We start from the raw sequence: 24,745 nt of genomic DNA on the forward strand, positions 1-24,745 counted from the left end.
CGGACGGTGCGATGGCGGACGCGCAGGTGATCCCGCTGCGAGCGGAGGACCGCGAGGAGACCGCGCGGCCGGGCGCCGACGAGCCCGGCTGGGAGGACGCGGTCGTCGACGTGCTCGCCTTCGCGCGCAGGCGGTTGCTCGGCGACTACCAGGTCGACGAGTTCGGCTTCGACGAGGAGCTGACCGACGAGGTCTTCCTGCGCATGGTGCGCCCCTTCTACGAGAAGTGGTTCCGGGTGGAGACCTCCGGGGTGCACAACGTCCCCGGCGACAGCGGAGCGCTGGTGGTGGCCAACCACTCCGGAACGCTGCCGTGGGACGCGCTGATGACGACCGTCGCGCTGCACGACGACCACCCGGCCAACCGGCACCTGCGGATGCTGGCCGCCGACCTGGTGTTCCGGATGCCGATGCTCGGCCCGCTGGTGCGCAAGGCCGGGCACACCCTGGCCTGCAACCCGGACGCCGAGCGGTTGCTGAACAACGGCGAGGTGGCCGCGGTCTGGCCGGAGGGCTTCAAGGGCATCGGCAAGCCGTTCAAGGACCGCTACAAGCTGCAGCGCTTCGGCCGCGGCGGGTTCGTCTCGGCCGCGCTGCGCACCGGTGCGCCGATCGTGCCGTGCGCGATCGTCGGGGCCGAGGAGATCTACCCGAAGCTGGCCGACATCAAGCCGCTGGCCCGGTTGCTCGGGCTGCCGTACTTCCCGGTGACGCCGCTGTTCCCGCACTTCGGGCCGCTGGGCGCGGTCCCGCTGCCGTCGAAGTGGTACATCGAGTTCGGCGAGCCGATCGAGACCTCCGGCTACCCGGAGGGCGCCGCGGACGACCCGATGGTCGTGTTCAGCCTCTCCGACCAGGTCCGGGAGAACATCCAGCAGGCGCTCTACCGGCTGCTCGCCCAGCGGACCAACGTCTTCCTGGGGTGAGGCCGACCGGGGCCACCCGGTGTGATGATGCGGGCCCGTCGAGCGTGCGGGAACCCGGCGCGCGAGCGGAGGATGGATCGGACGCCGGTCCGCGGGTGATCGCCGCGACGTCCTCCGCCGGCGTCCCGCGGGCTGGTGCGGTGGTCGGGGATGACACCGCACCAGCCCGATCCCGTCGACCCGGTGACTCGTGCGCGAAGGAGTCCGCGATGACCGCCAAGCTCAACCCGTACCTCAGCTTCGCAGGCGACGCGAAGCAGGCGATGGAGTTCTACCGCTCGGTCCTGGGCGGCGAGCTGGAGCTCAACACCTACGGCGAGGCCGGTGACGTGTCGGGCCCGCTGGCCGAGAAGATCATGCACGCAATGCTCACCACCGATCGCGGCTTCGCCCTGATGGCTTCGGACGCGCCACCGGAGACCGAGTTCCGCCCGGGCACCAACTTCGCGATCAGCATCAGCGGCGAGGCCGAGGACGCCGAGGCCCTGCGCGGCTACTGGTCCGCCCTCGCCGAGGGCGGCCAGGTCCAGGTGCCGATGGAGAAGCAGATGTGGGGCGACGAGTTCGGCATGCTCACCGACAAGCACGGCATCAGCTGGATGATCGACATCTCCGGCGTCTGACCGGGCTCGACCGGTCAGCTGCGGTCGCGGCGCCGGTAGGCCATGCCTGCGGCCACCGCGCCCGCCACGGCCGAGGCGCCGAGCGCGGAGTTGAACCCGATCCGGGCGGCCTTGCGGCCGGTGCGGAAGTCGCGGACCTCCCAGTCCCTGGCGCGGGCGATGTCGCGCAGCCGCTGGTCCGGGTTCACCGCCACCGCGGTGCCCACCGCGGAGAGCATCGGGATGTCGTTGGCCGAGTCCGAGTAGGCGGTGCAGCGGCGCAGGTCGAGGCCCTCGCTGGCGGCCAGCGCCCGCACCGCGTGCGCCTTGGCGCGCCCGTGCAGCATCTCGCCCATCAGCCGGCCGGTGTAGGAGCCATCGGCGTGCTCGGCGACCGTCCCCAGCGCCCCGGTCAGGCCGAGCCGCCGCGCGATGATCTGCGCGAGCTCCACCGGGGTGGCGGTGACCAGCCAGACGCGCTGCCCCGCGTCGAGGTGCATCTGCGCCAGCGCGCGGGTGCCCGCCCAGATCCGGTCGGCCATCAGCTCGTCGTAGATCTCCTCGCTGAGCTCGACGAGCTCGGAGACCTTGCGCCCGGCCACGAACGACAGCGCCAGCTCGCGGCTGGCCTGGATGTCCTCGGCGTTCTCCTGGCCGCCCAGCCGGAACTTCATCTGCTGCCAGGCGAAGCCCGCCAGGTCGGCGGCGGTGAAGAACTTGCGCGCGGCGAGCCCGCGCGCGAAGTGGAACAGCGAGGCTCCCATCATCATCGTGTTGTCGACGTCGAAGAACGCGGCGGCGGTGAGATCCGGCGGGGTGGCCAGCGAGCCGTCCGGTCCCGGGGCGGCCGCGACCGCCGCTTCGGCGGACGCGCGTCCGGCCACCTTCGCGCTGTCGATCGGCTCTGACGTGCGCATGCCGTTGTGGTCCGCGCCATCGGCTGAGCCCTGACGTGTCGGCACCGCCGCGCCTCCCGGGGTCCTCCGGTCGTGATGTGCGTGTGGGTCGTCGCTGGTTACGGCTGATGATTCAGCAGCCCCCAGCTTAAGACCTCCCGATGGTCACAGTTGCGCACCTCGCCCGGACCGGGCAACCTTCAGCGGAGATCATCGGGCAACAATTGGGCCAACCTGCGGATCGCCCGGTGCTGCAGCGCCTTGACGGCGCCCTCGTTGCGGTCCATCGCGACCGCGGTCTCGGTGACCGACAGGTCCATCAGGAAGCGGAGCCGGATGCACTCGCGCTGGTCGGGGTTGAGCTGGCGGATGCACTCGGCGAGCTGGCCGTTGACCGCGTGGGTGAGCACGTGCTGCTCCGGCCCGACCTGCGGGCCCTTGCCGGGCACGTGGTCGGTGATCTCGCAGGTGGGGATCTCCAGCCGGTTCCGGCTGGACTTGATGTGGTCGAGGATCAGGTTCTTGGCGATGGTGATGAACCACGCGGCGACGTCGCGGCCCTGGTAGCTGATCGAGGCGATCCGCCGCAGTCCGCGCAGGAACGTCTCGCTGGTGATGTCCTCGGCCAGGCAGTGGTCGCTGACCCGGAAGAGCACGTATCGGTAGACGGTCTGCGAGTACTCGTCGTAGAGCCTGCCGAAGGCGTCGGCGTCGCCCCGCTGGGCGGCGTCGACGTAGACCCAGTTGTCCCGCAGGCCGGGACCGTCGGCCGGGGGACCGGCCGTTGCCGCGTGCACGGGTTCGGGGGCGGGGGGTGCGAGCGTGTTCGGGCTGCTCATCGTCGGCGACCTCCTGCCTTCGTTGGCGGACCGCACCGGTGCCGGGGGGACGCACCGGGGCGGCAACCATGTCGCGGTGTCGGGACACCTGATCCGGCGCCGATCCGAACGAACAGGTGGCGCCGGTACCGCTCGATCGGGCCTTCACTCGACCTGGCCAATGCCCGCCGGAGCGGGCGTTGGAGCTGAAGCATACGTGTTGTTACTCGGAAGTAGGTAGGTCAATGCGGTGACGACGTGGTCGCGCTGCGTGTCGGGAACCTCACCCAAGATCCACATCTCTCGGTGATTTTCCACACGTGAGCAGGGGGATCGCCGTCGCGCGGGCTCGGTAGCTTGGAATGCCAGGACGGCCGAGGACGATTTACTGGAGCGAGTAAGTGCACGAGGTGACGGTGATGTCCCGCGAGGGGTGTCACGCCTGCGAGGACGCGATCTCCGACGTGCGCCGCATCTGCGGTGAGCTGGGCGTGCCCTGGTCGGTGACCGACGTCGACACCGATCCGGAGCTGCGCGCCGAGTTCGGCGACCAGGTCCCGGTGATCTTGATCGATGGAGTCGAGCACGGCTTCTGGCGCGTCGAGGAGCAGCGGCTGCGCGCCGCGCTGGCCCGCTGAGCCGGGCGAGCTGCGTCACGTGCCCTGGACCACGCGTTTTGGCACTTCAAGGGGCCATCGGCAATGATGGTCCGGCAGGGTTTGCTCCTTCGGTCAGCCCGGCTCCGCCGACTTTGTGCATGCGTTCACAAATAGCTACGGTATGCGGGGCCGGTCAGCCGGAATTCCCGGAATGGATCAGCGGATCGGATGATCCGCGCCGCCGGGTGGGTGAACCGGTCGGTGTCGCTGACTCCCGCCTGCGCGATGACGGGAACGACGACCACGACAGCCGATGAGCAGGGCGAGGGAGATCCAGCGTGACGGCCCACGGAGCGGACGTGCCGGACGGAGACGGGCAGGCGGCAGCCGGCCAGGGCGCTGCGTCCGAAGCGGAGGCGCCCAGCGGCGACCAGGCGATCGAGGTGCCGGCGGCGCGCGATCGCGCTCGCGCCATCCCCGAGGCCGCGGTGGCCCGGCTCGCGGTCTACCTGCGCGCGCTGACCTCGCTGGCCGATCAGGGCGTGAGCACGGTCTCCAGCGAGGAGCTGGCCAACGCCGCGGGGGTGAACTCCGCGAAGCTGCGCAAGGACCTGTCCTACATCGGCTCCTACGGCACCCGCGGCGTCGGCTACGAGGTCGAGGTCCTCATCGGCCAGATCGAGCGCACGCTCGGCCTGACCCGCAAGCACAGCGTCGCCGTGGTCGGCATCGGCAACCTCGGCCACGCGCTGGCCAACTACGGCGGCTTCCCCAGCCGCGGGTTCCCGGTCTCCGCCCTGTTCGACCTGGACGAGGACCTGGTGGGCGTGCCGGTCGGCGGCATCCCGGTCAGCCACGTCGACGACATCGTCGAGGTCTGCACGGACCGCGAGGTCACCATCGGCGTGATCGCCACCCCGGCCAAGGGCGCCCAGGAGATCTGTGATCGTTTGGTCGCGGGCGGCGTCCAGTGCATCCTGAACTTCGCCCCGGTCGCGCTGCAGGTCCCCGACGGCGTCGAGGTGCGCAAGGTGGACCTGGCCGTGGAGATGCAGATCCTGTCGTTCCACGTGGCCCGCAGGCAGCAGGACGCGACCGCACCGCCGGACGTGGACGGCGCGGACGTCGGCCCGCCGGGGCCCAACGGCCGCGGCCCGGACGGGGGCGGTCAGCAGACGGGCGACGAGACGGAATCGGCGAACAGGATGGTGGAACGGCTGTGAACCTGCTCACCGTCGGGATTTCCCACCACAGCGCCCCGGTCCGGGTGCTGGAGCGAGTCTCCATCAGCGGCGGGGAAAGCGGCAAGATCCTCGACGAGCTGCTCGGGCGCGATCACGTCGCCGAGGCGTTCGTCATCTCGACCTGCAACCGCGTGGAGATCTACGTGGTGGCCGAGACCTTCCACGGCGGCCTGGACGACGTCACCGCGGTGCTCGCCAGGCACGCGGGAACCGAGGTCTCCGAGCTGGCCGACCACCTCTACGTCTACTACGCCGGTGCCGCCGTCGAGCACCTGTTCTCGGTCTCGGCCGGGCTGGACTCGATGGTCGTCGGCGAGGCCCAGATCCTCGGCCAGCTGCGCCAGGCCTACGGCAGCGCCGACGAGCGCGGCACCGTGGGCAAGACGCTGCACGAGCTCGCCCAGCAGGCGCTGCGCGTCGGCAAGCGGGTGCACGCCGAGACCGGCATCGACGACGAGGGCGCTTCGGTGGTCTCCGAGGCGCTGGCCGACGCCGAGGTCGCGCTGGACGGCCTGGCGGGCAAGCACGCGCTGCTGGTCGGGGCCGGTTCGATGGGCGGGCTGGCCGCCGCGCAGCTCAAGCGCGCGGGCATCGGCCGGATCGTGATCGCCAACCGCACCGCGGCCAACGGCGAGCGGCTCGCCGAGTCGCTGCGCGCCGACGGGGTGGACGCCGACACCGCCGACCTGTCCGACCTCTCAGGCGCGGTCGCCGCCGCCGACCTGGTGGTGGCCTGCACCGGTGCGGTCGGCGCGGTGGTCACCGAGGACGTGGTCGCGGCCGCGCTGACGGTCCGGGACGACCGGCCGCTGCTGGCCTGCGACCTCGGCCTGCCCCGCGACATCGCCGCCGAGGTCGGCGAGCTGCCCGGCGTGACCGTGGTCGACCTGGCGAGCCTGCAGCGGCGGCTGTCGGCCAAGCGGGGCGGCAACGAGTCCGAGCGGGCGGGCGAGATCGTCGCCGAGGAGGTGCGCGGCTTCCTGGCCGCGCAGCGCTCGGCGGAGGTGACCCCGACGGTCACCGCGCTGCGCAAGCGCGCCGCCGAGGTCGTCGACAGCGAGCTGCTGCGGCTGGACTCGCGCGTGCCCGACATCGACGAGTCGACGCGCGAGGAGCTGACCCGCACGGTGCGCCGCGTGGTGGACAAGCTGCTGCACGCGCCGACCGTGCGCGTCAAGCAACTCGCGTCGCAGCCGGGTGGCTCCGGCTACGCCGACGCGCTCCGCGAACTCTTCGAGCTCGACCCGCAGGCCGCTGCGGTGATCGGCACCCCGCTGGCCGAGGAGAACGTGCCCGGCGGGGTCACGGTCGCCCAGGCGCTGCTGCGCGGACGAGCAGAACAGGACGGTGAGGACCGTTGAACAAGACCCTCCGGATCGGCACCCGGGGAAGCGCGCTGGCCATGGCGCAGAGCTCCCGGGTCGCCGAGGCGCTGGAGCAGGCCGGTCATCCGACCGAGCTGGTCGCGGTGAAGACCCCCGGCGACCAGTCGATGGCGCCGATCGCCGAGATCGGCGTGGGCGTCTTCACCTCCGCCTTGCGGGAGGCGCTGGCGGCCGACGAGGTCGACGTCGCCGTGCACTCCTACAAGGACCTGCCGACCGAACCGGACCCCCGGTTGTCGCTGGCCGCCGTCCCGGTCCGGGAGGACCCCAGGGACGTGCTGGTGGCGCGGGACGGTCTGACGCTCGGTGAACTACCTCCGGGGTCCGTCGTGGGCACCGGTTCGCCGCGCCGCGCCAGCCAGCTCCGGGCCCTGGGCCTGGGTCTGGAAGTGCGCGACATCCGCGGCAATGTGGACACCCGCACGCGCAAGGTGACCGACGGCGAGCTGGACGCCGTCGTGCTCGCCCGCGCCGGGCTGGCCCGGGTGGGCCGGCTCGAGGTGATCACGGAAACGCTCGATCCACTGCAGATGCTGCCCGCGCCCGCCCAGGGCGCGCTGGCAGTGGAATGCCGCGTCGATGACGTGGACACCGAGCACTTGCTGCAGTCCGTTTTGGACGATCAGGCCAGCCGCGCCGCGGTGGCCGCCGAACGCGCCGTGCTGGCCCGGCTCGAAGCCGGATGCCACGCACCGGTCGGTGCGCTGGCCGACGTGGTGGAGGACCTCGACGAGGAGGGGCGCGTGGCGCTGCGCCTCTCCCTCCGTGGAGTTGTCGCGACCGACGATGACCAGATGGTCCGCGCCTCCGCCACTGGTGAGACGACCGCCGCCGAGCAGCTCGGCCGAGAGCTGGCCGACGAACTGCTCGAAGCCAGGACCGCCCTGCTCAGCGGTCCGGGCAGTAGTTGATGGGGAGTGCCCTGATGACCCGAGCACGTAAGACCCCCGGACGGATTGCTTTCGTGGGCTCCGGTCCCGGTGACGCGGGACTGCTCACCGTTCGGGGACGGGATGTGATCACCCGCGCTTCGCTGCTGGTGACCGACCCGGACGTACCCTCCGACATCGTCGGGATGGCCGCCGATGGCGCGGAGGTGCGCCCGGCCGTCGGCGAGCCGGCCGATGTCGCCAAGGACCTGGCCAACGAGGCCGAGACCGGTCGCAACGTGGTGCGCCTGGTCGCCGGTGACCCGCTGACCGCCGACGCGGTGGTCCGCGAGTCGCAGGAGGTCGCCAAGACCGAAGTCGCCTTCGACGTGATCCCCGGTGTGTCCGGCGGCAGCGCGGTCCCGGCCTACGCCGGCATCGCGCTGGGCGCGGTGCACACCGAGGTCGACGTGCGCGGCGACGCGGACTGGGCGTCCCTGGCGCAGGTTCCCGGATCGCTGGTGCTGCACACCGCGGGAACCCACCTCGCCGAGGCGGCGTCCCGCCTGGTCGAGCACGGCCGTCCGGCGACCACGCCGGTCGCGGTGACCGCCTCCGGCACCACGGTGCAGCAGCGCACCATCGACACCACCCTGGCCTCGCTGGCCGCGGACGCGGGCGAGCTGCAGGGTCACCTGGTGGTGACCATCGGGGACGTCGTCTCCGATCGCAGCAAGCTGTCCTGGTGGGAGTCCCGCGCGCTGTACGGCTGGAAGATCCTGGTGCCGCGCACCAAGGAGCAGGCCGGCGTGATGAGCGAGCGGCTGTGGTCGCACGGCGCGGTCTCGCACGAGGTCCCGACCATCTCGGTGGAACCTCCGCGCAGCCCGGCGCAGATGGAGCGCGCGGTCAAGGGCCTGGTCGACGGCCGCTACCAGTGGGTCGTGTTCACCTCGGCCAACGCGGTGCGCGCGGTCTGGGAGAAGTTCGCCGAGTTCGGCCTGGACGCCCGCGCGTTCTCCGGCGTGAAGATCGCCTGCGTGGGCGAGGCCACCGCCGAGAAGGTGCGCTCCTTCGGCATCATCCCCGAGCTGCTGCCCTCGGGCGACCAGTCCTCGGAGGGCCTGCTGCAGGACTTCCCGCCGTTCGACGACATCCTGGACCCGGTCAACCGCGTGCTGCTGCCGCGCGCCGACATCGCCACCGAGACGCTGTCGGCCGGGCTGCAGGAGACCGGCTGGGAGGTCGACGACGTCACGGCCTACCGCACGGTGCGCGCTGCGCCGCCGCCGGCCGAGACCCGCGAGATGATCAAGACCGGCGGCTTCGACGCGGTGTGCTTCACCTCCTCGTCGACCGTCCGGAACCTGGTCGGCATCGCGGGCAAGCCGCACGCGCGGACCCTGGTCGCCTGCATCGGCCCGAACACCGCGGAGACGGCCAAGGAGTTCGGCCTGCGGGTCGACGTCCAGCCCGAGGCCCCGCGGATCGAGGAGCTGGTCGACGCGCTGGCCTCGCACGCCGCCCGCCTCCGGGCGGAGGGCGCGCTGCCGCCCCCGCGCAAGGCCAAGCGCACGCGCCGCAGCTGACCCAGAGGGCGCCCCGGGCTTCCGGGGCGCCCTCTCGCTATTCCCGGCTCGCCTGAGCATTCGGTCACCCCGGGTCATACCCCGCGCCGTGCGCACGGGTTGGGTGGCTACGCTCGGGGAGTCACCCCGTCGAGGCTGTTATGGGGAGCCGCTGTATGTATCCGACGAGCCGTCCCCGCCGTCTTCGCCGCAACCCGGCGCTGCGTCGGCTGGTTTCCGAAACCTCCGTCGAGCCGCGGCACCTGGTGCTGCCGATGTTCGTCCGCGAGGGCCTGTCCGAACCGGCCCCGATCGCGTCGATGCCGGGCGTCGTGCAGCACACCCGCGAGTCGCTGAAGAAGGCCGCGGTCGACGCGGTGGAAGCGGGCGTGGGCGGCCTGATGCTCTTCGGCGTGCCGGCGGAGCACGACGCCAGCGGGTCCGGGGCCACCGACCCGGAGGGCATCCTCAACGTCGCGCTGCGCGACCTGTCGGCCGAGCTCGGCGACGACACCGTGCTGATGGCCGACCTGTGCCTCGACGAGTTCACCGACCACGGCCACTGCGGCGTGCTGGACGAGGACGGCAACGTCGACAACGACCGCACGCTGCAGGTCTACGGCGAGATGGCGGTCGTGCAGGCCGAGTCCGGGGCGCACGTGGTCAGCCCCAGCGGCATGATGGACGGCCAGGTCGGCGTCATCCGGGATTCGCTGGACGCCACCGGTCACGCCGACACCTCGATCCTGGCCTACTCGGCCAAGTACGCCTCGGCGTTCTACGGCCCGTTCCGCGAGGCGGTGGACTCCCAGCTGCAGGGTGACCGCAAGACCTACCAGCAGGACCCGGGCAACGGCCGGGAGGCGCTGCGCGAGGCCGACCTCGACCTCGCCGAGGGCGCCGACATGGTGATGGTCAAGCCGGCCATGGCCTACCTGGACGTGCTGCGCGACATCGCGGGAGTGGCCGACGTGCCGGTGGCGACCTACCAGGTCTCCGGCGAGTACTCGATGATCGAGGCCGCGGTGGCCAACGGCTGGCTGGAGCGGCAGCGCACCGTGCTGGAGGCGCTGACCGCGATGCGGCGGGCCGGCGCGGACACCGTGCTGACCTACTACGCCGCCGAGGCCGCCCGCTGGTTGCAGGAAGCCCGCGCATGACGGAGCCGAAGGTGGACGCGTTCGGCAGGCCCGTTCAGGCCGAGCCCGAGCGGCCCGAGGCGCCGCGGGCGCTGCACGTCGCGCGCTGGCTGTGGATCGGCTCGGTGCTGGTCGGCGCGGTGCAGGCGTTCGTGGAGCTGTTCGACCGGGCCGGCTTGATCGACCAGCTGCGCGCGGTGCAGCCCGACCTGGACCAGATGCAGCTCGACGAGCTGGCCAACAGCACGATCTCGTTCACCTTCACCATCAAGCTGCTGACGCTGCTGGTCTACGTGATGCTCTCCCGGCGGATGCTCGAAGGCGCCAACTGGTCGCGGGTGGTGCTCACCGTGTTCGGCGGGTGGGGCGTGCTCTCCGGGGTGCTGACCCTGGCGCTGGTCGCCGCGGTCGGGACCGGGCCGCTGCAGCAGGTCATGCCGGTGTCGGTGAGCTGGACCGACGCGCTGTTCGGAGTGCTGGTGGCCGCCGTGGAGGTCGCCGCGATCGCGTTCATGTTCCGGCCGGAGGCCAACCGGTTCTTCCGCGATGTCCGCTACCGCCGGATGCGTCCCGGTGGATAACGGTTCGTCCGCTTATTTGGACAGCGGGCCGGAGGTTTCCTAGCCTCGGGAGCGTGACCGATCTGCCCGGGCCGCCTGGCGCGCCCCAGCCTCCGGAGGGCTCCGCCGCCGTCGCGCGGCCGAGCAGCGTGGACAACTCCTTCTGGGCGGGGGTGGCCAGCCCGGTGATCGGGCTGATCGCGGCGGCCCTGGAGCTGTTCGGCGCGTTCGGGCCGTCGGGCGACGAGGCGTTCATGGCCCAGATGCGCGAGCAGATGGCCGGGCAGCCGGGCGGCCAGGCGTTCACGCCCGAGCAGATGGAGGCGGTCTACCGGATCGGCATGGTCGTGGCCGCGGTGTTCCTGCTGGTGCTGGCCGGGCTGTGGATCATGTTCCTGCTCTTCATGCGCGGTGGCCGGAACTGGGCGCGGGTGGTGATCACCGTGGTCGGCGCGATCTGGCTGCTGTTCACCCTCCCGCAGGTCTTCGGGCCGGTCGTGGTGCTCGACCTGCTCGCCGTGCTGCAGCTCGCGGCGATCGCCGCCACCATCGCCTTCGCCTACCTGACCCCGTCCAACCAGTACTTCCAGGCCGTCGCCGCCCGGCGGCGCGGCGGTTACGCCTAATCCCGCGCCCCCGGGAACGCGGGACTGGGCAGAACTGCCGAAAAGTGGACACGGGTTCGCCGGAATTCATACTGTCGTGCGGTGACCAACCCGCAGCACCCGTGGCAGCAAGGCCCGCAGTCGCCGGTGGCCGGATATCCGGCCCAGCAACCGCCCAACCCGTTCAGCGCACCGCCGGTCCCCGGCCACCAGTTCGTCCCGCCGCGGCGGCCCGGCGCGGTGGAAGCCGCGTTCTGGCTCGCGGTGGTGCTGCCGCTGCTGGTCACGGTTCTGGCGGCGGTCAGCTACCTGCTGCTGCAGGGCTGGATGACCACCGAGATCGGCAACGCGGGCGGCTACGACGACGAGATCGCGCAGCAGGTGACCCGGACGGTCAACAGCGTGATGCTCGCGGTCTTCGCGGTGGTCACCGTCTTCTACATGATCCTGACCGGGCTGTGGATCGCGTTCGGCTTCAAGCTGCGGGCCGGCCGGAACTGGGCGCGGGTCACGCTCACGGTGTTCGCCGGCCTGTGGGCGATGACCAGCCTCAGCGGTCTCGCCTCGGGCGGGCTGGCCGGCGCGCTCGGCCCGGACGCCCACCTGCCCGGCTCCTACTACGCGCTGAGCTACGCGCAGAGCGGGCTCGGGCTGGCCGGCGCGGTCGCGTTCGTGGTGCTGGTCTTCGTCCGGCCCTCCAACGACTACTTCCAGGCCTTCGCCCGCCGGTACTGACCGGGCTCGGGCCGCGACCGGCGGAAGTGGACCTCGGAACTGCGGTTTCCCTAGGCTCGGAACGTGACCGATCCGAACTCCGCCGGCCGGGCGGGCTTACCCGATCCGTTCGCCGCGCCGCCGATCCCGGAGCACGAGCTGCGGCTGCCGCCGCCTCCCCGGCCGGTGCTGGCGGCCTTCTGGATCGCGCTGGCGCTGCCGGTGCTGGCGACCCTGCTGGACGTGGTCATGTGGTTCGCCGAGCGCCAGGACGTGCAGGAGATGCTCGTCGGCGCGGCCCCGCCGGAGGACCGGGCCGCGCGGGCCGTCGCGGCGTTCCTGGTCGTGCTGGTGACGCTGTTCGACCTGGCGCTGACCGCGTTGTGGATCGCGTTCGGGTTCCAGCTGCGGGCGGGCAAGCACTGGGCGCGGGTCGTGCTGACCGCCTTCGCCTCGATCTGGGCGGTGCTGGCCCTGATGAGCCTGGTGGAGATGCCGCTCGCGCGGTCGGTGGCGCCGGAGTCCGCCCCGGCGGGCGGCCTCGCCGCGCTGACCGCCGGGCAGAACGCCACCTACCTGGTCGCCGCCGTGGCGTTCGTCGTTCTGGTCTACCGTCCCTCCTCGAACGAGTTCTTCCGCGCGAGACGTAGGTTCTGATGCCCAAACCCCTCCGCTTCGCCGTCGTCCTCTGGTGGGTCGTGGCGCTGTTGCTGCTGCTGGAGATCGCCGCGATGTGGTTCGACCGGGGCGGCCTGGTCGAGCAGCTGATGCGCGCGGAGGGGCTCCCGGCCGCGGACGCCGCGCGGCGCGCGAGCAGGCTGCTGGTCAGCCAGACCGCGTTCGGCCTGGTGCTGGCCGCCGGGTACCTGGTGCTCGGCGCGTTCGTCCAGCGCCGCCGGGCCTGGGCGCGGATCGCGCTGACCGGGTTCGCCGTGGTGCACCTGGTGATGCTGCTGGGCACCGGTGCGGTGCTCGGCCCGCAGGCGGTGCTGCTGGTGCTGGGGGTCGTGGCGGCGGTGCTGATGTGGCGCGGGACCAGCGGCGAGTGGCTGACGGGAGAGCGATGACCGATCCGGTGCTGTACTCCGAGCCGGGCAGCAGCTGGTGGCCGGTGCTGTGGGGTCCGGCGTTCGCCGCGGCGGGCCTGCTCGTCGAGCTGGTCTCGCCGGGACCCGCGCACCCGGTGATGTGGGCGCTGGTCGGCGGTGCCCTGGCCGCGGCCGCCGCGGTCTGGGTGCACGGGCGGCGCCGCCTGGTCTCGGTGCGCCTGACCCCGTCCGAGCTGGTGCTCGGCCGGGAGCACCTCGACGTGGACCGGATCTCGGCGGTCGCCGAGGTCGGTGCGCCGGTGGGCGCTCGGGTCCTCGGCGGCAGCTGGACGGCTCCCAAGGGCACCGGCGAACTGCCGATCCGGCTCACCGACGACGAAGTCGTCCTCGCCTGGGCCAAGCACCCCGAACCGCTCCGCGCGGCGCTCTCCCGGCTGGTGGAGGAGTAGGCGCGGGCCGAACTGCCAGGGCTACGGGAGCAGCCGCGGTTGTGAGACGCTTTGCGCGTGACGACTGGTGCGGAACCGTGGCCGGCGGATGGGCCGAAGCTGAACCCCGACGAGCCGGAACCGCGCTCGGGCGCCCGGCTGAACCAGCCGTGGCGCGCCGCGCTCGCCGGCCTGGAGCTGATCGCCGCGATCGCCCTGGTGCTGTTCGCGCTCTGGGCGTGGCAGCGCGGAGTGGTCACCATTCACCTGCCCGGGCCCGACGGCTCGCGGGAGGTCGTGACCCGCTCGGTGGGCAGCTGGCTGACCGGCGCGGTGGGCGCGGTCACCCTGGGCGGACTGCTGGTGATCGACGCCATCCGCCAGCTGGTGCTGGCGTTCCGGGCGCGCGGGCGCGCTGACGAGGGCTGACCACCGGGGCATGACGGGTCACAACCCGCCGGGTGTCAAACTGGTGGTGTGACAGCTTCTGCGAACCCCGCATCGAATCCGCACGACGATCCGGCTCCGCGGTCGCGGCAGCTGTTCGAGCGCGCGCAGGCGGTGACCCCGGGCGGTGTCAACTCCCCGGTCCGGGCCTTCCAGTCGGTCGGCGGCACCCCGCGCTTCATGGTGCGCGGCGAGGGCGCCTACCTGTGGGACGCCGACGGGAACCGCTACGTGGACCTGGTCTCCTCCTGGGGCCCGATGATCAACGGGCACGCGCACCCCGACGTGGTCGCCGCGGTGCGCGAGGTGGCCCTCGACGGCCTGTCCTTCGGCACCCCCGGCGTCGGCGAGATCGACCTCGCGCAGGAGATCATCGATCGGGTCGAGCCCGTCGAGCAGGTGCGGCTGGTCAACTCGGGCACCGAGGCGACGATGACCGCGGTGCGCCTGGCCCGCGCGTTCACCGGCAAGCGCAAGGTCGTCAAGTTCGCGGGCTGCTACCACGGGCACGTCGACGCGCTGCTGGCCAGCGCCGGTTCCGGCGTCGCGACCCTCGGGCTGCCGACGTCGCCGGGCGTCACCGGCGCCCAGGCCGCGGACACCCTCGTGCTGCCCTACAACGACCTCGACGCGGTGCGGCAGGTCTTCGCCGAGCAGGGCGACGAGATCGCCTGCGTGATCACCGAGGCCGCCGCGGGCAACATGGGCACGATCGCCCCGCTGCCCGGCTTCAACGCCGGCCTCAAGGAGCTGACCAGCAGCAACGGCGCGCTGCTCGTGATGGACGAGGTGATGACCGGCTTCCGGACCTCGGCTTCGGGCTGGTACGGCGTCGACGGCGTGGCCGGTGACCTCTACACCTACGGCAAGGTCATGTCCGGCGGGCTGCCCGCGGCGGCATTCGGCGGTCGCGCCGACGTGATGAACTACCTCGCCCCCTCCGGCCCCGTCTACCAGGCGGGCACCCTGGCCGGGAACCCGATCGCGGTCGCCTCCGGCCTGGCCAACCTGCGCGCCGCGGACGAGACCGTCTACGCCGCGCTGGACCGCAACAGCGAGCGGCTCGGCGACCTGATCGGCGAGGCGCTGACCGCCGAGGGCGTGCCGCACCAGGTCTCCTACGCGAGCAACATGCTCAGCGTGTTCTTCAGCGAGCAGCCGGTGCGCGACTACGAGCAGGCGCGGGGCCAGCAGGGCTGGCGCTTCCCGGCGTTCTTCCACGAGCTGCTCGCGCGCGGCGTCTACCCGCCGCCGAGCGCCTTCGAGACCTGGTTCGTCAACGCGGCGATGGACGACGCCGCGTTCGAGCAGATCGCCGATGCCCTCCCGCACGCGGCCAGGGCCGCCGCGGCGGCGGAGGCCCCGGCATGAGCGAGCCGAGCGGCGAGCGGACCGTCGTGCACTTCCTGCGGCACGGCGAGGTGCACAACCCGGAAGGCGTCCTCTACGGCAGGCTGCCCGGCTACCGGTTGTCCGACAAGGGCGAGCAGCAGGCCAAGGTCGTCGCCGAGTTCCTCGCCGACCGCGACGTCGCGCACGTGGTGGCCTCGCCGCTGCAGCGCGCTCAGGAGACCGCGCAGCCCATCAGCTCGATGTTCCAGCTCGACGTGGGCACCGACGACCGGTTGATCGAGGCGGACAACCGCTTCGAGGGGCTGAAGGTCTCGGTCGGCGACGGCGCGCTGCGCTCGCCGGAGCACTGGCCGAAGCTGTGGAACCCGTTCCGCCCCTCCTGGGGCGAGCCGTACCTGGAGATCGCGCACCGGATGTTCGGCGCCGCGCACCGGGCGCGCGCCGCGGCCGCCGGCCGCGAGGCGGTGTGCGTGTCGCACCAGCTGCCGATCTGGACGCTGCGGCGCTACGCCACCGGCAAGCCGATGTGGCACGACCCGCGCAGGCGGCAGTGCTCGCTGGCCTCGCTGACCTCGCTGGTGTTCCGCGGCGAAGAACTCGTCCGAGTGGCCTACGTGGAGCCCGCCGGGGGCACCGATCCGACGGTGACTGGAGCCTGACTTGAGGAAACTGCTGGTACGCCTCGGCCTGATCGCGGCCGTCCTCGCGCTCGTCGGCGGGTGCGCGGGCAAGAGCGGCGAGGAGAACGACGTCGGCGGCGACTTCACGTTCGTCTCGCCCGGCGGGCAGACGCGGATCTTCTACCCGCAGGACGAGCGCGGCACGGTGCGCGGCCTGTCCGGCCCGGACCTGCTCAAGGAGGGCGAGCAGATCGGCCTGGACGACTTCAAGGGCAAGGTCGTGGTGCTCAACATCTGGGGTTCCTGGTGCGGCCCGTGCCGCGCGGAGGCCGACGACCTGCAGGCCGTGCAGGACAAGCTCGGCCCGCAGGGCGCGCAGGTGCTGGGCATCGACGTGCGGGACAGCCGGAGCGCGGCGCAGGACTTCCACCGCGACCGCGGGCTGACCTACCCGTCGATCTTCGACCCGTCCGGCCGCACGCTGCTGCAGCTGAAGAACTTCCCGCGCGCCACGGTCCCGGCCACGATCGTCCTGGACCGCCAGCACCGGGTCGCCGCGATCTTCCTGACCGAGATGCTCCAGGACGAGCTCATGCCGCAGGTCCAGAAGGTCCTCGACGAGAAGCGCTGATCCGGGACGGCCCGGAATCCGCTCCGCCGGCCGATTCCGGGCCCGACCGCGACGCGCTGTTGTGACCCTTGTCTCCTCGGGGTGTGCTGTCGGTCCCGAAATCCGCGGGACCAAGGTCCCGCAGCGGCCCGGTTCCTGCGTCGAAGTCGCGTTCACCTGGGAGTACGTGGCGCCGTTCACCGAGCCCGGTGACCGGTCGCGGTCTTGACTTTCCTACCCTCGAAGCGTGAATCCCACCGAGCTCGCCGCATCCGGACCGCTGTTCCTCGCAGCGGCGATCGCGGTGCTCGCCGGGGTGGTCAGCTTCGCGTCGCCGTGCGTGGTGCCCCTGGTCCCCGGCTACCTCGCCTACCTGGCCGGCGTCGTCGGCGCCGAGGCCCCCGCGGTGGACGCGGCCGAGGCCGATGAGCCCCGGCGCGGGCGCTGGCGCGTCGCCGGCGCGGCGCTCCTGTTCGTCGGCGGGTTCAGCGCGGTCTTCGCCGCGGGTGCCGTGCTGCTGCTCGGGCTCTCCGACGCGCTGCTGGCCAACGAACTGCTGCTGCAGCGCATCGGCGGCGTGGTCACCGTGGCGATGGGACTGGTCTTCCTCGGCATGATCCCCGCGCTGCAGCGCGACGTGCGCGTGCACCGGGTGCCCCGCGCCGGGGTGTGGGGCGCGCCGCTGCTCGGCGCGGTCTTCGGTCTCGGTTGGACGCCGTGCCTCGGCCCGACGCTGGTCGGCGTGATCTCGGTGGCCGCGGGCACCGACGTGGGCACCGGTGCGGCCACCCGCGGAATCCTGCTGGTGCTGGCCTACTGCGTGGGCCTGGGAGTGCCGTTCGTGCTGCTCGCGCTCGGAGCGCGCTGGGCGGTGCGCAGCGCGGGCTGGCTGCGTTCCCGCGGCCGCGCGATCCAGATCGCGGGTGGAGTCCTGCTCGTGGTGGTGGGCCTGCTGCTCGTCACCGGTTTGTGGGGAGAGATGATCACCATGCTGCGCGGCCCGATCGCCGGTTTCGAGACGCCGATCTGATGCGCGCCCACCTGCTTCCCGCCTGGGCGTTCCTGCGCAACATGTGGCGCGGGCTGACGTCGATGCGCACCGCGCTGGTGCTGCTGTTCATGCTGGCCATGGCGGCGCTGCCGGGTGCTCTGATCCCGCAGCGCTCGACCAACCAGCCGGAGGTCGACAGGTACTTCCAGGAGTACCCGGAGCTGGCGCCGCTGCTGGACAAGGTCCAGGCCTTCGACGTGTTCGGCTCGGTCTGGTTCGCCTCGATCTACGTGCTGCTGTTCATCTCGCTGATCGGCTGCCTGCTGCCGCGGACCTGGGACTACTACAAGCAGTTCCGGCAGAAGCCGGTCCGCACCCCGCGCAACCTCGCGCGGCTGCCGCACCACGCCGAGGCCACCTTGGACGGCTCGGTGGACGACGCGATGGCCGCCACCCGCAAGCGGCTCAAGAGCTGGCGGATGGTCGAGCGCGAGGACGCCGACGGCGGGAAGTCGATCAGCGCCGAGCGCGGCTTCCTGCGCGAGGTCGGCAACCTGGTGTTCCACTTCGCGCTGGTCGGGCTCCTGGTGGGCATCGCGGGCGGCAAGCTCTACGGCTACGAGGGCCAGGTCATCGTGATGGCCAACGGCTCGGCGTTCTGCAACTCCGGCACCTACAACTACGACACCTTCCGCGCCGGTCTGTCGGTCGACGGGACGAACCTGAGCCCGTTCTGCGTGCGGGTGGACGACTTCGACGTCAAGTACCAGGACAACGGCCAGGTCGACCACTACAAGGTGGGCATGCACTACCAGGCCGACGAGAGCCTGGAGAACAACACCTGGAAGCCCTACACGCTGCAGGTCAACGACCCGCTGCGGATCGCGGGCGACCGCATCTACCTGACCGGCAACGGCTACGCGCCGAAGTTCACCGTGACCTGGCCGGACGGCGAGAAGCGCACCGGCCTGGTGCAGTGGCAGCCGATGTCGCCGCAGACGATGCTCTCCCAGGGCGCCACCAAGTTCGACCCGCCGGGCATCACCGACGAGGCGCTGCGCCGGAAGAACCAGCTGGCCGTCACGGGCCTGTTCGCCCCGACCGCGGCCTTCGACGGCAAGGTCCTCAGCTCCGGGTTCCCGGACCTGCTGGACCCGACGGTCGCCGTGGACGTGCTCAAGGGCGACCTCGGCCTGGACTCCGGGCGCGGGCAGTCGATCTTCGGCGTCGACCAGTCCATGGTGGAGCAGGGCAGGCTCAACCGGGTGGCCCGCGAGAACCTGCGCATGGGGCAGAGCGTCACGCTCGACGACGGCACGCAGATCCGGTTCGACGGCGTCGAGCGCTGGGCGAACCTGCAGGTCTCGCACGACCCCTTCCAGAAGATGGTGCTGGGCTTCGCGCTCGCCGTGATCTTCGGGATCAGCTGCTCGCTGATCATCAAGCGGCGCCGCATCTGGGTGCGCGCCACGCCGGACCCGCGGTCGGGCGAAGCCGGTTCCGCTCGTACCGTTGTCGAGATCGGCGGTCTCGCCCGCACCGACCAGGCCGGCTACGGCGAGGAGTTCACCAGGCTCGCCGCGGACCTGCTCGGCTCGCACGCCGAGCCCACATCCCGCGCGGCGGCTGGCACCGCGCGTGAAAGGAAGAGCTGACGATGGTCAACACGACGCTGGCGAACTTCAGCGACATGGCCTACGCGACCTCGGTGGTCATCTACATCGCGGCGATGCTGCTGTACTTCGGCGAGTTCGCCTTCGGTCGGGTCGCCGCGGCGACCCCGGAGCGCGAGGCCGAGCTCGTCGGCGCGGGCGCGTCGAAGGACGCCGAGCCCGCCGCGCCGGTGGTCGGGCACGTGCCGAAGGCGCCCGCGCGCCCGCTGTCCGAGCGCCTCGGCGGCATGGCCGTGGCGCTGACCGTGCTCGGCGCGCTGGTGCACGGCTCCTCGCTGCTGTTCCGCGGCCTGTCCACCGGCCGCGTGCCGTGGGGCAACATGTACGAGTTCGGCTCCTCGATCACCCTCGCCGCGGTGGTCGCCTGGCTGGTCGTGCTGTTCCGGCAGACCCGCGCCACCCGCCGCGACTCCAGCCCGGCGCAGCTGCGCGGGCTCGGCGGGTTCCTGTTCCTGCCGGTGGTCGTGCTGCTGTTCCTGTCCGGAACGCTGCTCTACGCCAAGGCCGGTCCGCTGCAGCCCGCCCTGCAGTCGTACTGGATCGTGATCCACGTCAGCGCCGCGATCATCTCCAGCGGCGTGCTGCTGTTCGGCGGTGTGGCCAGCCTGCTCTACCTGGTCCGCTGCCGCTACGAGAACAACCCGCTGAAGATGACCAAGGTCGGTTCCCGGCTGCCCACCAGCCAGGCGCTGGACCGGATGGCCTACCGCGCGACCGTGATCATCTTCCCGGTGTGGACCTTCGCGATCGTCGCGGGGGCGATCTGGGCCGAGGCCGCCTGGGGCCGGTTCTGGGGCTGGGACCCCAAGGAGACCTGCTCGTTCGTGGCCTGGGTGGTCTACGCGGCCTACCTGCACGCCCGGGCGACCGCCGGTTTCCGCGGCGTGCGCGCGGCCTGGCTGAACATCCTGGGCCTGGCGGTGATGATCTTCAACCTGTTCTTCATCAACATCGTGATCGCCGGCCTGCACTCCTACGCGGGCCTGCCGGGCAGCTGACGCCGGTCCCCGGTCGAGGAGCCCCGCCCGCGCCGCGGCCGGGGCTCCTCGCGCGAGAGCGGCTCGCGCGTTCCAGCGATCGTGACGGCGGCTACCCGCCAGCCCGCGTGACTTGCCGGTATACCTGGCACTAGCGTGCCCCGCGCGGGTTCGACTCGATTCTGGGAGGGACGGCAACGGTGACCGGACAGTACGAAGAGCCGGAGCAGCGGGACGGCCGCGCGGCGCAGGCCGACGGTGCGCTCGCCGATACCACGGGCAAGACCGACTCGGCCGGTTCCAGCGGGGGCTACCAGGAGCCGGAGACCACTCCGGGCAGGCCGAACCCGGTCGCGGTGCACCCGGAGCCGCAGTACGTGGATCCCTCGCAGCCGGAGACCTCCGGCCCCTACCCGGTCGGCGAGCCCCAGCCGCCGTACTACCCGCAGCCGGGACCGGCGCAGTCCGGCCCGCACCCCTGGCCGGGCGGATATCCGCCGGCCCCGGAGGCGCAGGGCTGGCAGGGCGTTCCGGCCACCGGCGCCCAGTCCGGGCCGAACCCGGTCCAGCCGTACCCGCAGCCCCCGCAGCCGCAGGCCCAGCCCTCGCAACCGCACCCGCAGCAGCCCCAGCCGCAGCCGCCGTTCCCGCCGCAGGCGCAGGGCGCACCCGCCGACCAGCCGCAGCACTTCGGCCAGGACCTCTCCTCGGCGCAGCTGCTGCGGCAGGCCAAGCGCGCCCCGCAGTCCGGCTGGCGCAAGGCCGTCTACCTGGCCAGCGGCAAGACCGTGAACCCCGGCGAGGGGCCGGCCGATCGCAAGCGGCGCGAGCTGATCGCGCGGGTGAACCAGCCGCTGCAGGGCTGCTACAAGATCGCGATGCTCAGCCTCAAGGGCGGCGTCGGCAAGACCACCGCGACCGCCACGCTGGGCGCCACCTTCGCCTCGCTGCGCGGGGACCGCGTGATCGCGGTGGACGCCAACCCGGACCGCGGCACGCTCAGCCAGAAGATCCCGCTGGAGACCACGGCCACCGTCCGGCACCTGCTGCGCGACGCGCACCGGATCAGCCGCTACAGCGACGTGCGCTCCTACACCTCGCAGGGCCCGAGCAGGCTGGAGATCCTCGCCAGCGAGCAGGACCCGGCGGTCTCCGAGGCCTTCAGCGAGGACGACTACCGGCGCACCGTGACGCTGCTGGAGCACTTCTACAACGTGGTGCTCACCGACTGCGGCACCGGCCTGATGCACTCGGCCATGAAGGGCGTGCTCGACGTCGCCGACTCGCTGGTGATCGTCTCGTCCAGCTCGATCGACGGGGCGCGCAGCGCCTCGGCCACGCTGGACTGGCTCGACGCGCACGGCTACGGCCAGCTGGTGGCCCGCTCGGTGGCGGTGATCAACTCGGTGCGCCCCGCCTCGGGCAAGGTCGACGTGGACAAGCTGGCCGCGCACTTCGCCGCGCGCTGCCGCGCGGTCTCCCGGATCCCGTTCGACCCGCACCTGGAGGAGGGCGCCGAGGTCGAGCTGGAGCAGCTGGCCGCCCCGACCCGGATGGCGCTGCTGGAGCTGGCGGCGGTGGTCGCCGACGACTTCCCGCAGGCGCCGGGCCGCAACCCCGCCTGATCCCGCAGCGAACGCGAAGCGGCACGCCCGAGGGCGTGCCGCTTCGGCGTGGAACGGGAGGGTTCTACTCCTCCTCGGCCTTGCGCTGCTCGTCGAGGCGGCGGAGGAATTCCGGGTCGTCATCCGGGGCGACGGGTGGTGCGGAGCGCTGCTGCGAGCCGCGGGCGGCCGAGATCGCCTCGGCGCCGAAGGCCTTCCACAGCAGGACGGCAACGGTAATCGCACCCACCGCGGCGAGAACGTAGATCATCGGGCCACCTCCAAGGTTCCCCACCGAGCCTAGCCAAATTCTGGGCGCGGTTCCCAAGCCGGAAGTGTCCGATTTCCACCGCGAGCGGCGGACCCAGGTGACACCTCGCCGCGCGGGCGAGCTCCCACCCTGAGCCGGCGGACGCCTCGTGGCTGCCGGGAACCCCGGCCGCAGCGCCTCATCGGGGGCGAGTCGCTGCGCGAACGTCCGCGCCGCTGCGCGGTGAGCCCGGTGACGGAGGTCCGGCTCGCAGCCGGACGTCATCGTTGTCGGGCTCGCTTCAGCTGGCCGGGATGTCGTTGGTCAGCTCGGCCAGCAGGGTGCGGACCTCGGACTCGCGGAACCGGCGGTGCCCACCGGGCGTGCGGATCGAACCGATCCGACCCGCGGTGGCCCAGCGGGTCACGGTCTTGGGGTCGACCCGGAAGAGCGCCGCGACCTCACCGGGGGTGAGGAGCTGCTCCTGGCCGTTCTGGCGGGGCTGCTGAGTCGACGTCGACGCGGTCACAGGTGACCTCCACTTGTGCGGACGGGCATTCGGGCAATCCGGTCGCATCCTGGCACTAGGAGGTCCAGGTACTCGAACGTTTGGCTCCAGGTAAAGGGAAGGTAAGGGGCAAATGCGGCGCTTCGGGCGGAGCCCGGCGGGGCCGGCGGAGGGCTTGCTCTACCCTGGATGACGTGCGCGAACAGCAGGAGACAGAAGCCCCCAAGGCGGACACATCCGGCGGTGCCGCGTCGAGTCTGGCCTGGGACCTGACCCTTTACACGCTCGCCAGGTTCGGGATGGTGGCCATCGTCACCGCCCTGCTGATGCTGGCCAAGGTGCCCGCGCTGGTCGCGCTGGCCGTGTCCGTGGTGGTGATGATGCCGCTGTCGCTGCTGGTCTTCCGCAAGCTGCGGCACCGGGTGGCCGCCGGCCTGGCCGAGCGCAACGCGGAGCGCAGCGCCCGGCGTGAGCAGCTGCGGGCCCAGCTGCGCGGCGAGCGAGCCCCGGACGCCGGATGACCCGGGACGTCGCGAGCACCGACATCGACCGGGCGTGCGCCCGCACCCGCGGCTGGACCAGCGAGGCCGTCCGGGTCATCGAGGCGGACGCGAACCGGAGCGCGGATACTCACCTCCTGCGCTACCCGCTGCCGGACGCGTGGGGCATCGATCTTTACCTCAAGGACGAGTCAACTCATCCGACCGGTTCGCTCAAGCACCGCTTGGCCCGATCGCTGTTCCTGTACGCCATCTGCAACGGTTGGGTGACCGAGAACACGCCCGTGATCGAGGCCTCCTCGGGCTCCACGGCCGTCTCCGAGGCCTACTTCGCCCGGCTGCTCGGGCTGCCGTTCATCGCGGTGATGCCCCGCTCGACGAGCCAGGAGAAGGTCTCGCTGATCGAGTGGCAGGGCGGCAAGTGCCACTTCGTGGACGAGCCCGGCGCGATCTACGCCGAGTCCCGGCGGCTGGCCACCGAGCTCGGCGGCCACTTCATGGACCAGTTCACCCACGCCGAGCGCGCCACCGACTGGCGGGGCAACAACAACATCGCCGAGTCGATCTTCGAGCAGCTGCGCATGGAACCGCACCCGGAACCGGCCTGGGTCGTGGTCGGCGCGGGCACCGGCGGCACCAGCGCGACCATCGGCCGCTACCTGCGCTACCGCAGGCACAACACCCGGCTGGCCGTGGTCGACCCGGAGCGCTCGGTGTTCTTCGACGCGTGGCGCAACTCCGACCCGAGCCTGGTGGGCGACGCGGGCTCGCGGATCGAGGGCATCGGGCGCCCCCGCGTGGAGCCCTCGTTCATCGGGCAGGCCATCGACCGGATGATCAAGGTCCCGGACGCGGCCTCGATCGCCACCATCCGCTACGTCGAGCAGGTGCTCGGCCGGCGCGTCGGCGGTTCCACCGGGACGAACCTGTGGGGCGTGTGCGCGCTGATCTCGGAGATGCTCGAGCAGGGTCAGCGCGGCAGCATCGTCACGCTGCTCTGCGACGGCGGCGAGCGCTACACCAACACCTACTACGACGACGCGTGGGTGGCCGAGCAGGGCATGGAGCTCGCCGGTCCGGGCGAAGTGCTGGACCGGTTCCACGCCACCGGAAGCTTCCGGGCAGACTAGGCCGCGTGTCGCGCGGAGGAGGAACCTTGCGTCGTGTGGGTGTGGCCCTGCTGCTCGCCGGGCTCGCGGTGAGCGGCTGCACCGCCCAGGAGTCCGGCACCGGAACGGCGCCGTCGGGCACGACGACCGCGGAGGACGGCACCACCACCGCCAGCGCGACTCCGTCGCTGACCCGCGAGGTCCCGCCCGAGCAGCGCCAGCAGCTCGCCGGGATGCCCGCGGACCGGATCTGCGCGCTGATCGCGCCCGCCGACCTGGAGAAGCTGGCCTTCGAGGTCGAGCCCGGACGCCCTCGCCAGGCGGGCGAGCCGCCGGTGCAGGGATGCGAGTTCCCCGGTCGCTCCGGCAGGCGCTCGATCGTCCTCGGCGCGCAGCCCGCGGGCTTCGACGGGCTGGGCACCACCGAGGTCGAGCTCGGCCGGGTCCGGGGCACCCAGGAGCTGCGCGCGGGCGACTGCACCGTCTACGCCCCGGTGCGCGGGGCCACCCTGCAGGTGTCGGTGACCACCGGCGAGGCCGACGAGGAGACCTGCCAGAACGCCTCGGGCATCGCCGAGTACGTGCTGTCCGGCCTGGTCACCTGATCGGAGCGAAATCCGGTCCGGGGAGCCGCTCGACCGGGTCGGTTCGTCCACTTCGGAATACGCTGACCGGAGCGCGAGCACGGTGATCGGCGACGA

29 protein-coding genes are annotated in these 24,745 nt (G+C 72.0%); 25 read left to right on the forward strand and 4 right to left on the reverse strand.

The window, feature by feature from the left end; all coding sequences use genetic code 11:
• Window positions 1–11: 11 nt before the first annotated feature.
• Both ACFQRI_RS09170 and ACFQRI_RS09175 read left to right on the forward strand, forming a co-directional pair.
• Window positions 12–926, forward strand: coding sequence for a lysophospholipid acyltransferase family protein (locus ACFQRI_RS09170; protein WP_380666608.1), 915 nt, complete (start codon window positions 12–14; stop codon window positions 924–926).
• A gap of 209 nt (window positions 927–1,135) precedes the next feature.
• Entirely contained in the window at window positions 1,136–1,549 is a 414-nt protein-coding gene (locus ACFQRI_RS09175) for a VOC family protein (protein WP_380666610.1), read from the forward strand.
• A 14-nt stretch (window positions 1,550–1,563) separates the two neighbouring features.
• On the opposite strand, the gene ACFQRI_RS09180 is transcribed toward ACFQRI_RS09175, so the two are convergent.
• Together ACFQRI_RS09180 and ACFQRI_RS09185 are read right to left on the reverse strand one after the other, a co-directional pair.
• Entirely contained in the window at window positions 1,564–2,445 is an 882-nt protein-coding gene (locus ACFQRI_RS09180; RefSeq protein WP_380666612.1) for an HAD family hydrolase, read from the reverse strand.
• 179 nt (window positions 2,446–2,624) lie between these two features.
• Entirely contained in the window at window positions 2,625–3,263 is a 639-nt protein-coding gene (locus ACFQRI_RS09185; protein ID WP_380666614.1) for a sigma-70 family RNA polymerase sigma factor, read from the reverse strand.
• Between the two features lie 398 nt (window positions 3,264–3,661).
• Between ACFQRI_RS09185 and ACFQRI_RS09190 the strand changes: the two genes are divergently transcribed.
• From ACFQRI_RS09190 to ACFQRI_RS09285, 20 genes are all read left to right on the forward strand, one after another.
• Window positions 3,662–3,880 (forward strand): glutaredoxin family protein, encoded by a 219-nt coding sequence (locus ACFQRI_RS09190; RefSeq protein ID WP_380667310.1) that lies wholly within the window; start codon window positions 3,662–3,664, stop codon window positions 3,878–3,880.
• Between the two features lie 299 nt (window positions 3,881–4,179).
• A complete protein-coding gene (locus ACFQRI_RS09195) occupies window positions 4,180–5,064 on the forward strand; it encodes a redox-sensing transcriptional repressor Rex (protein WP_380666616.1) in 885 nt (294 codons plus the stop codon).
• The gene (locus tag ACFQRI_RS09200) at window positions 5,061–6,446 is read left to right on the forward strand and encodes a glutamyl-tRNA reductase (protein WP_380666618.1); all 1,386 of its coding nucleotides are present in this window, start codon (window positions 5,061–5,063) and stop codon (window positions 6,444–6,446) included. Before ACFQRI_RS09195 ends, ACFQRI_RS09200 begins: the two co-directional genes overlap by 4 nt.
• Window positions 6,443–7,381 (forward strand): hydroxymethylbilane synthase, encoded by a 939-nt coding sequence (hemC, locus tag ACFQRI_RS09205; RefSeq protein WP_380666620.1) that lies wholly within the window; start codon window positions 6,443–6,445, stop codon window positions 7,379–7,381. Before ACFQRI_RS09200 ends, hemC begins: the two co-directional genes overlap by 4 nt.
• Before the next feature lie 14 nt (window positions 7,382–7,395).
• Complete coding sequence (locus ACFQRI_RS09210) at window positions 7,396–8,928, forward strand: bifunctional uroporphyrinogen-III C-methyltransferase/uroporphyrinogen-III synthase (protein ID WP_380666623.1); 1,533 nt, start codon at window positions 7,396–7,398, stop codon at window positions 8,926–8,928.
• Window positions 8,929–9,083: 155 nt separating this feature from the next.
• A complete protein-coding gene (hemB, locus tag ACFQRI_RS09215; protein ID WP_380666625.1) occupies window positions 9,084–10,067 on the forward strand; it encodes a porphobilinogen synthase in 984 nt (327 codons plus the stop codon).
• On the forward strand, window positions 10,064–10,627 hold the full coding sequence (locus ACFQRI_RS09220) for a hypothetical protein (RefSeq protein WP_380666627.1): 564 nt from the start codon (window positions 10,064–10,066) through the stop codon (window positions 10,625–10,627). The genes hemB and ACFQRI_RS09220 overlap by 4 nt, the downstream gene beginning before the upstream one ends.
• A 53-nt stretch (window positions 10,628–10,680) precedes the next feature.
• Window positions 10,681–11,232 carry a hypothetical protein gene (locus tag ACFQRI_RS09225; protein WP_380666629.1) on the forward strand — a complete coding sequence of 184 codons (552 nt, stop codon included), beginning with the start codon at window positions 10,681–10,683 and terminating at the stop codon, window positions 11,230–11,232.
• 81 nt (window positions 11,233–11,313) lie between these two features.
• Window positions 11,314–11,946, forward strand: coding sequence for a hypothetical protein (locus ACFQRI_RS09230; protein ID WP_380666631.1), 633 nt, complete (start codon window positions 11,314–11,316; stop codon window positions 11,944–11,946).
• Window positions 11,947–12,009: 63 nt separating this feature from the next.
• Entirely contained in the window at window positions 12,010–12,582 is a 573-nt protein-coding gene (locus ACFQRI_RS09235) for a hypothetical protein (protein WP_380666633.1), read from the forward strand.
• On the forward strand, window positions 12,582–12,992 hold the full coding sequence (locus ACFQRI_RS09240) for a hypothetical protein (protein ID WP_380666635.1): 411 nt from the start codon (window positions 12,582–12,584) through the stop codon (window positions 12,990–12,992). The genes ACFQRI_RS09235 and ACFQRI_RS09240 overlap by 1 nt, the downstream gene beginning before the upstream one ends.
• Window positions 12,989–13,423 (forward strand): hypothetical protein, encoded by a 435-nt coding sequence (locus ACFQRI_RS09245; RefSeq protein ID WP_380666637.1) that lies wholly within the window; start codon window positions 12,989–12,991, stop codon window positions 13,421–13,423. The genes ACFQRI_RS09240 and ACFQRI_RS09245 overlap by 4 nt, the downstream gene beginning before the upstream one ends.
• A 57-nt stretch (window positions 13,424–13,480) precedes the next feature.
• Window positions 13,481–13,831 (forward strand): hypothetical protein, encoded by a 351-nt coding sequence (locus ACFQRI_RS09250; RefSeq protein ID WP_380666639.1) that lies wholly within the window; start codon window positions 13,481–13,483, stop codon window positions 13,829–13,831.
• A gap of 48 nt (window positions 13,832–13,879) precedes the next feature.
• Window positions 13,880–15,220: a glutamate-1-semialdehyde 2,1-aminomutase gene (gene hemL / locus ACFQRI_RS09255; RefSeq protein ID WP_380666641.1), complete on the forward strand. Its 1,341-nt coding sequence runs from the start codon at window positions 13,880–13,882 to the stop codon at window positions 15,218–15,220.
• A complete protein-coding gene (locus ACFQRI_RS09260; RefSeq protein WP_380666643.1) occupies window positions 15,217–15,861 on the forward strand; it encodes a histidine phosphatase family protein in 645 nt (214 codons plus the stop codon). Before hemL ends, ACFQRI_RS09260 begins: the two co-directional genes overlap by 4 nt.
• Window position 15,862: 1 nt before the next feature.
• A complete protein-coding gene (locus ACFQRI_RS09265) occupies window positions 15,863–16,453 on the forward strand; it encodes a TlpA family protein disulfide reductase (protein WP_380666645.1) in 591 nt (196 codons plus the stop codon).
• 226 nt (window positions 16,454–16,679) lie between these two features.
• Window positions 16,680–17,462: a cytochrome c biogenesis CcdA family protein gene (locus ACFQRI_RS09270; RefSeq protein WP_380666647.1), complete on the forward strand. Its 783-nt coding sequence runs from the start codon at window positions 16,680–16,682 to the stop codon at window positions 17,460–17,462.
• Complete coding sequence (gene resB, locus ACFQRI_RS09275) at window positions 17,462–19,078, forward strand: cytochrome c biogenesis protein ResB (protein WP_380666649.1); 1,617 nt, start codon at window positions 17,462–17,464, stop codon at window positions 19,076–19,078. The genes ACFQRI_RS09270 and resB overlap by 1 nt, the downstream gene beginning before the upstream one ends.
• Window positions 19,079–19,080: 2 nt before the next feature.
• The gene (gene ccsB / locus ACFQRI_RS09280) at window positions 19,081–20,094 is read left to right on the forward strand and encodes a c-type cytochrome biogenesis protein CcsB (RefSeq protein WP_380666651.1); all 1,014 of its coding nucleotides are present in this window, start codon (window positions 19,081–19,083) and stop codon (window positions 20,092–20,094) included.
• Between the two features lie 335 nt (window positions 20,095–20,429).
• The gene (locus ACFQRI_RS09285) at window positions 20,430–21,698 is read left to right on the forward strand and encodes a MinD/ParA family ATP-binding protein (RefSeq protein ID WP_417750618.1); all 1,269 of its coding nucleotides are present in this window, start codon (window positions 20,430–20,432) and stop codon (window positions 21,696–21,698) included.
• Window positions 21,699–21,762: 64 nt separating this feature from the next.
• Here ACFQRI_RS09285 and ACFQRI_RS09290 read toward each other — a convergent pair whose 3' ends face one another.
• On the reverse strand, window positions 21,763–21,948 hold the full coding sequence (locus ACFQRI_RS09290) for a hypothetical protein (RefSeq protein WP_380666655.1): 186 nt from the start codon (window positions 21,946–21,948) through the stop codon (window positions 21,763–21,765).
• Window positions 21,949–22,228: 280 nt separating this feature from the next.
• The gene (locus ACFQRI_RS09295) at window positions 22,229–22,456 is read right to left on the reverse strand and encodes a BldC family transcriptional regulator (RefSeq protein WP_380666657.1); all 228 of its coding nucleotides are present in this window, start codon (window positions 22,454–22,456) and stop codon (window positions 22,229–22,231) included.
• A gap of 173 nt (window positions 22,457–22,629) precedes the next feature.
• Here ACFQRI_RS09295 and ACFQRI_RS09300 point away from each other — a divergent pair, with 173 nt between their 5' ends.
• From ACFQRI_RS09300 to ACFQRI_RS09310, 3 genes are read left to right on the forward strand one after another with little or no spacing between them, the layout of a single operon-like run.
• Entirely contained in the window at window positions 22,630–22,956 is a 327-nt protein-coding gene (locus tag ACFQRI_RS09300) for a DUF4229 domain-containing protein (protein WP_380666659.1), read from the forward strand.
• Window positions 22,953–24,065: an L-cysteine desulfhydrase Cds1 gene (cds1, locus tag ACFQRI_RS09305; RefSeq protein WP_380666661.1), complete on the forward strand. Its 1,113-nt coding sequence runs from the start codon at window positions 22,953–22,955 to the stop codon at window positions 24,063–24,065. Before ACFQRI_RS09300 ends, cds1 begins: the two co-directional genes overlap by 4 nt.
• A gap of 35 nt (window positions 24,066–24,100) precedes the next feature.
• The gene (locus tag ACFQRI_RS09310; RefSeq protein WP_380667312.1) at window positions 24,101–24,649 is read left to right on the forward strand and encodes a DUF3558 family protein; all 549 of its coding nucleotides are present in this window, start codon (window positions 24,101–24,103) and stop codon (window positions 24,647–24,649) included.
• Window positions 24,650–24,745: the final 96 nt, after the last annotated feature.

This window comes from Saccharopolyspora griseoalba, from assembly GCF_042665275.1.
Lineage (GTDB): Bacteria > Actinomycetota > Actinomycetes > Mycobacteriales > Pseudonocardiaceae > Saccharopolyspora > Saccharopolyspora griseoalba.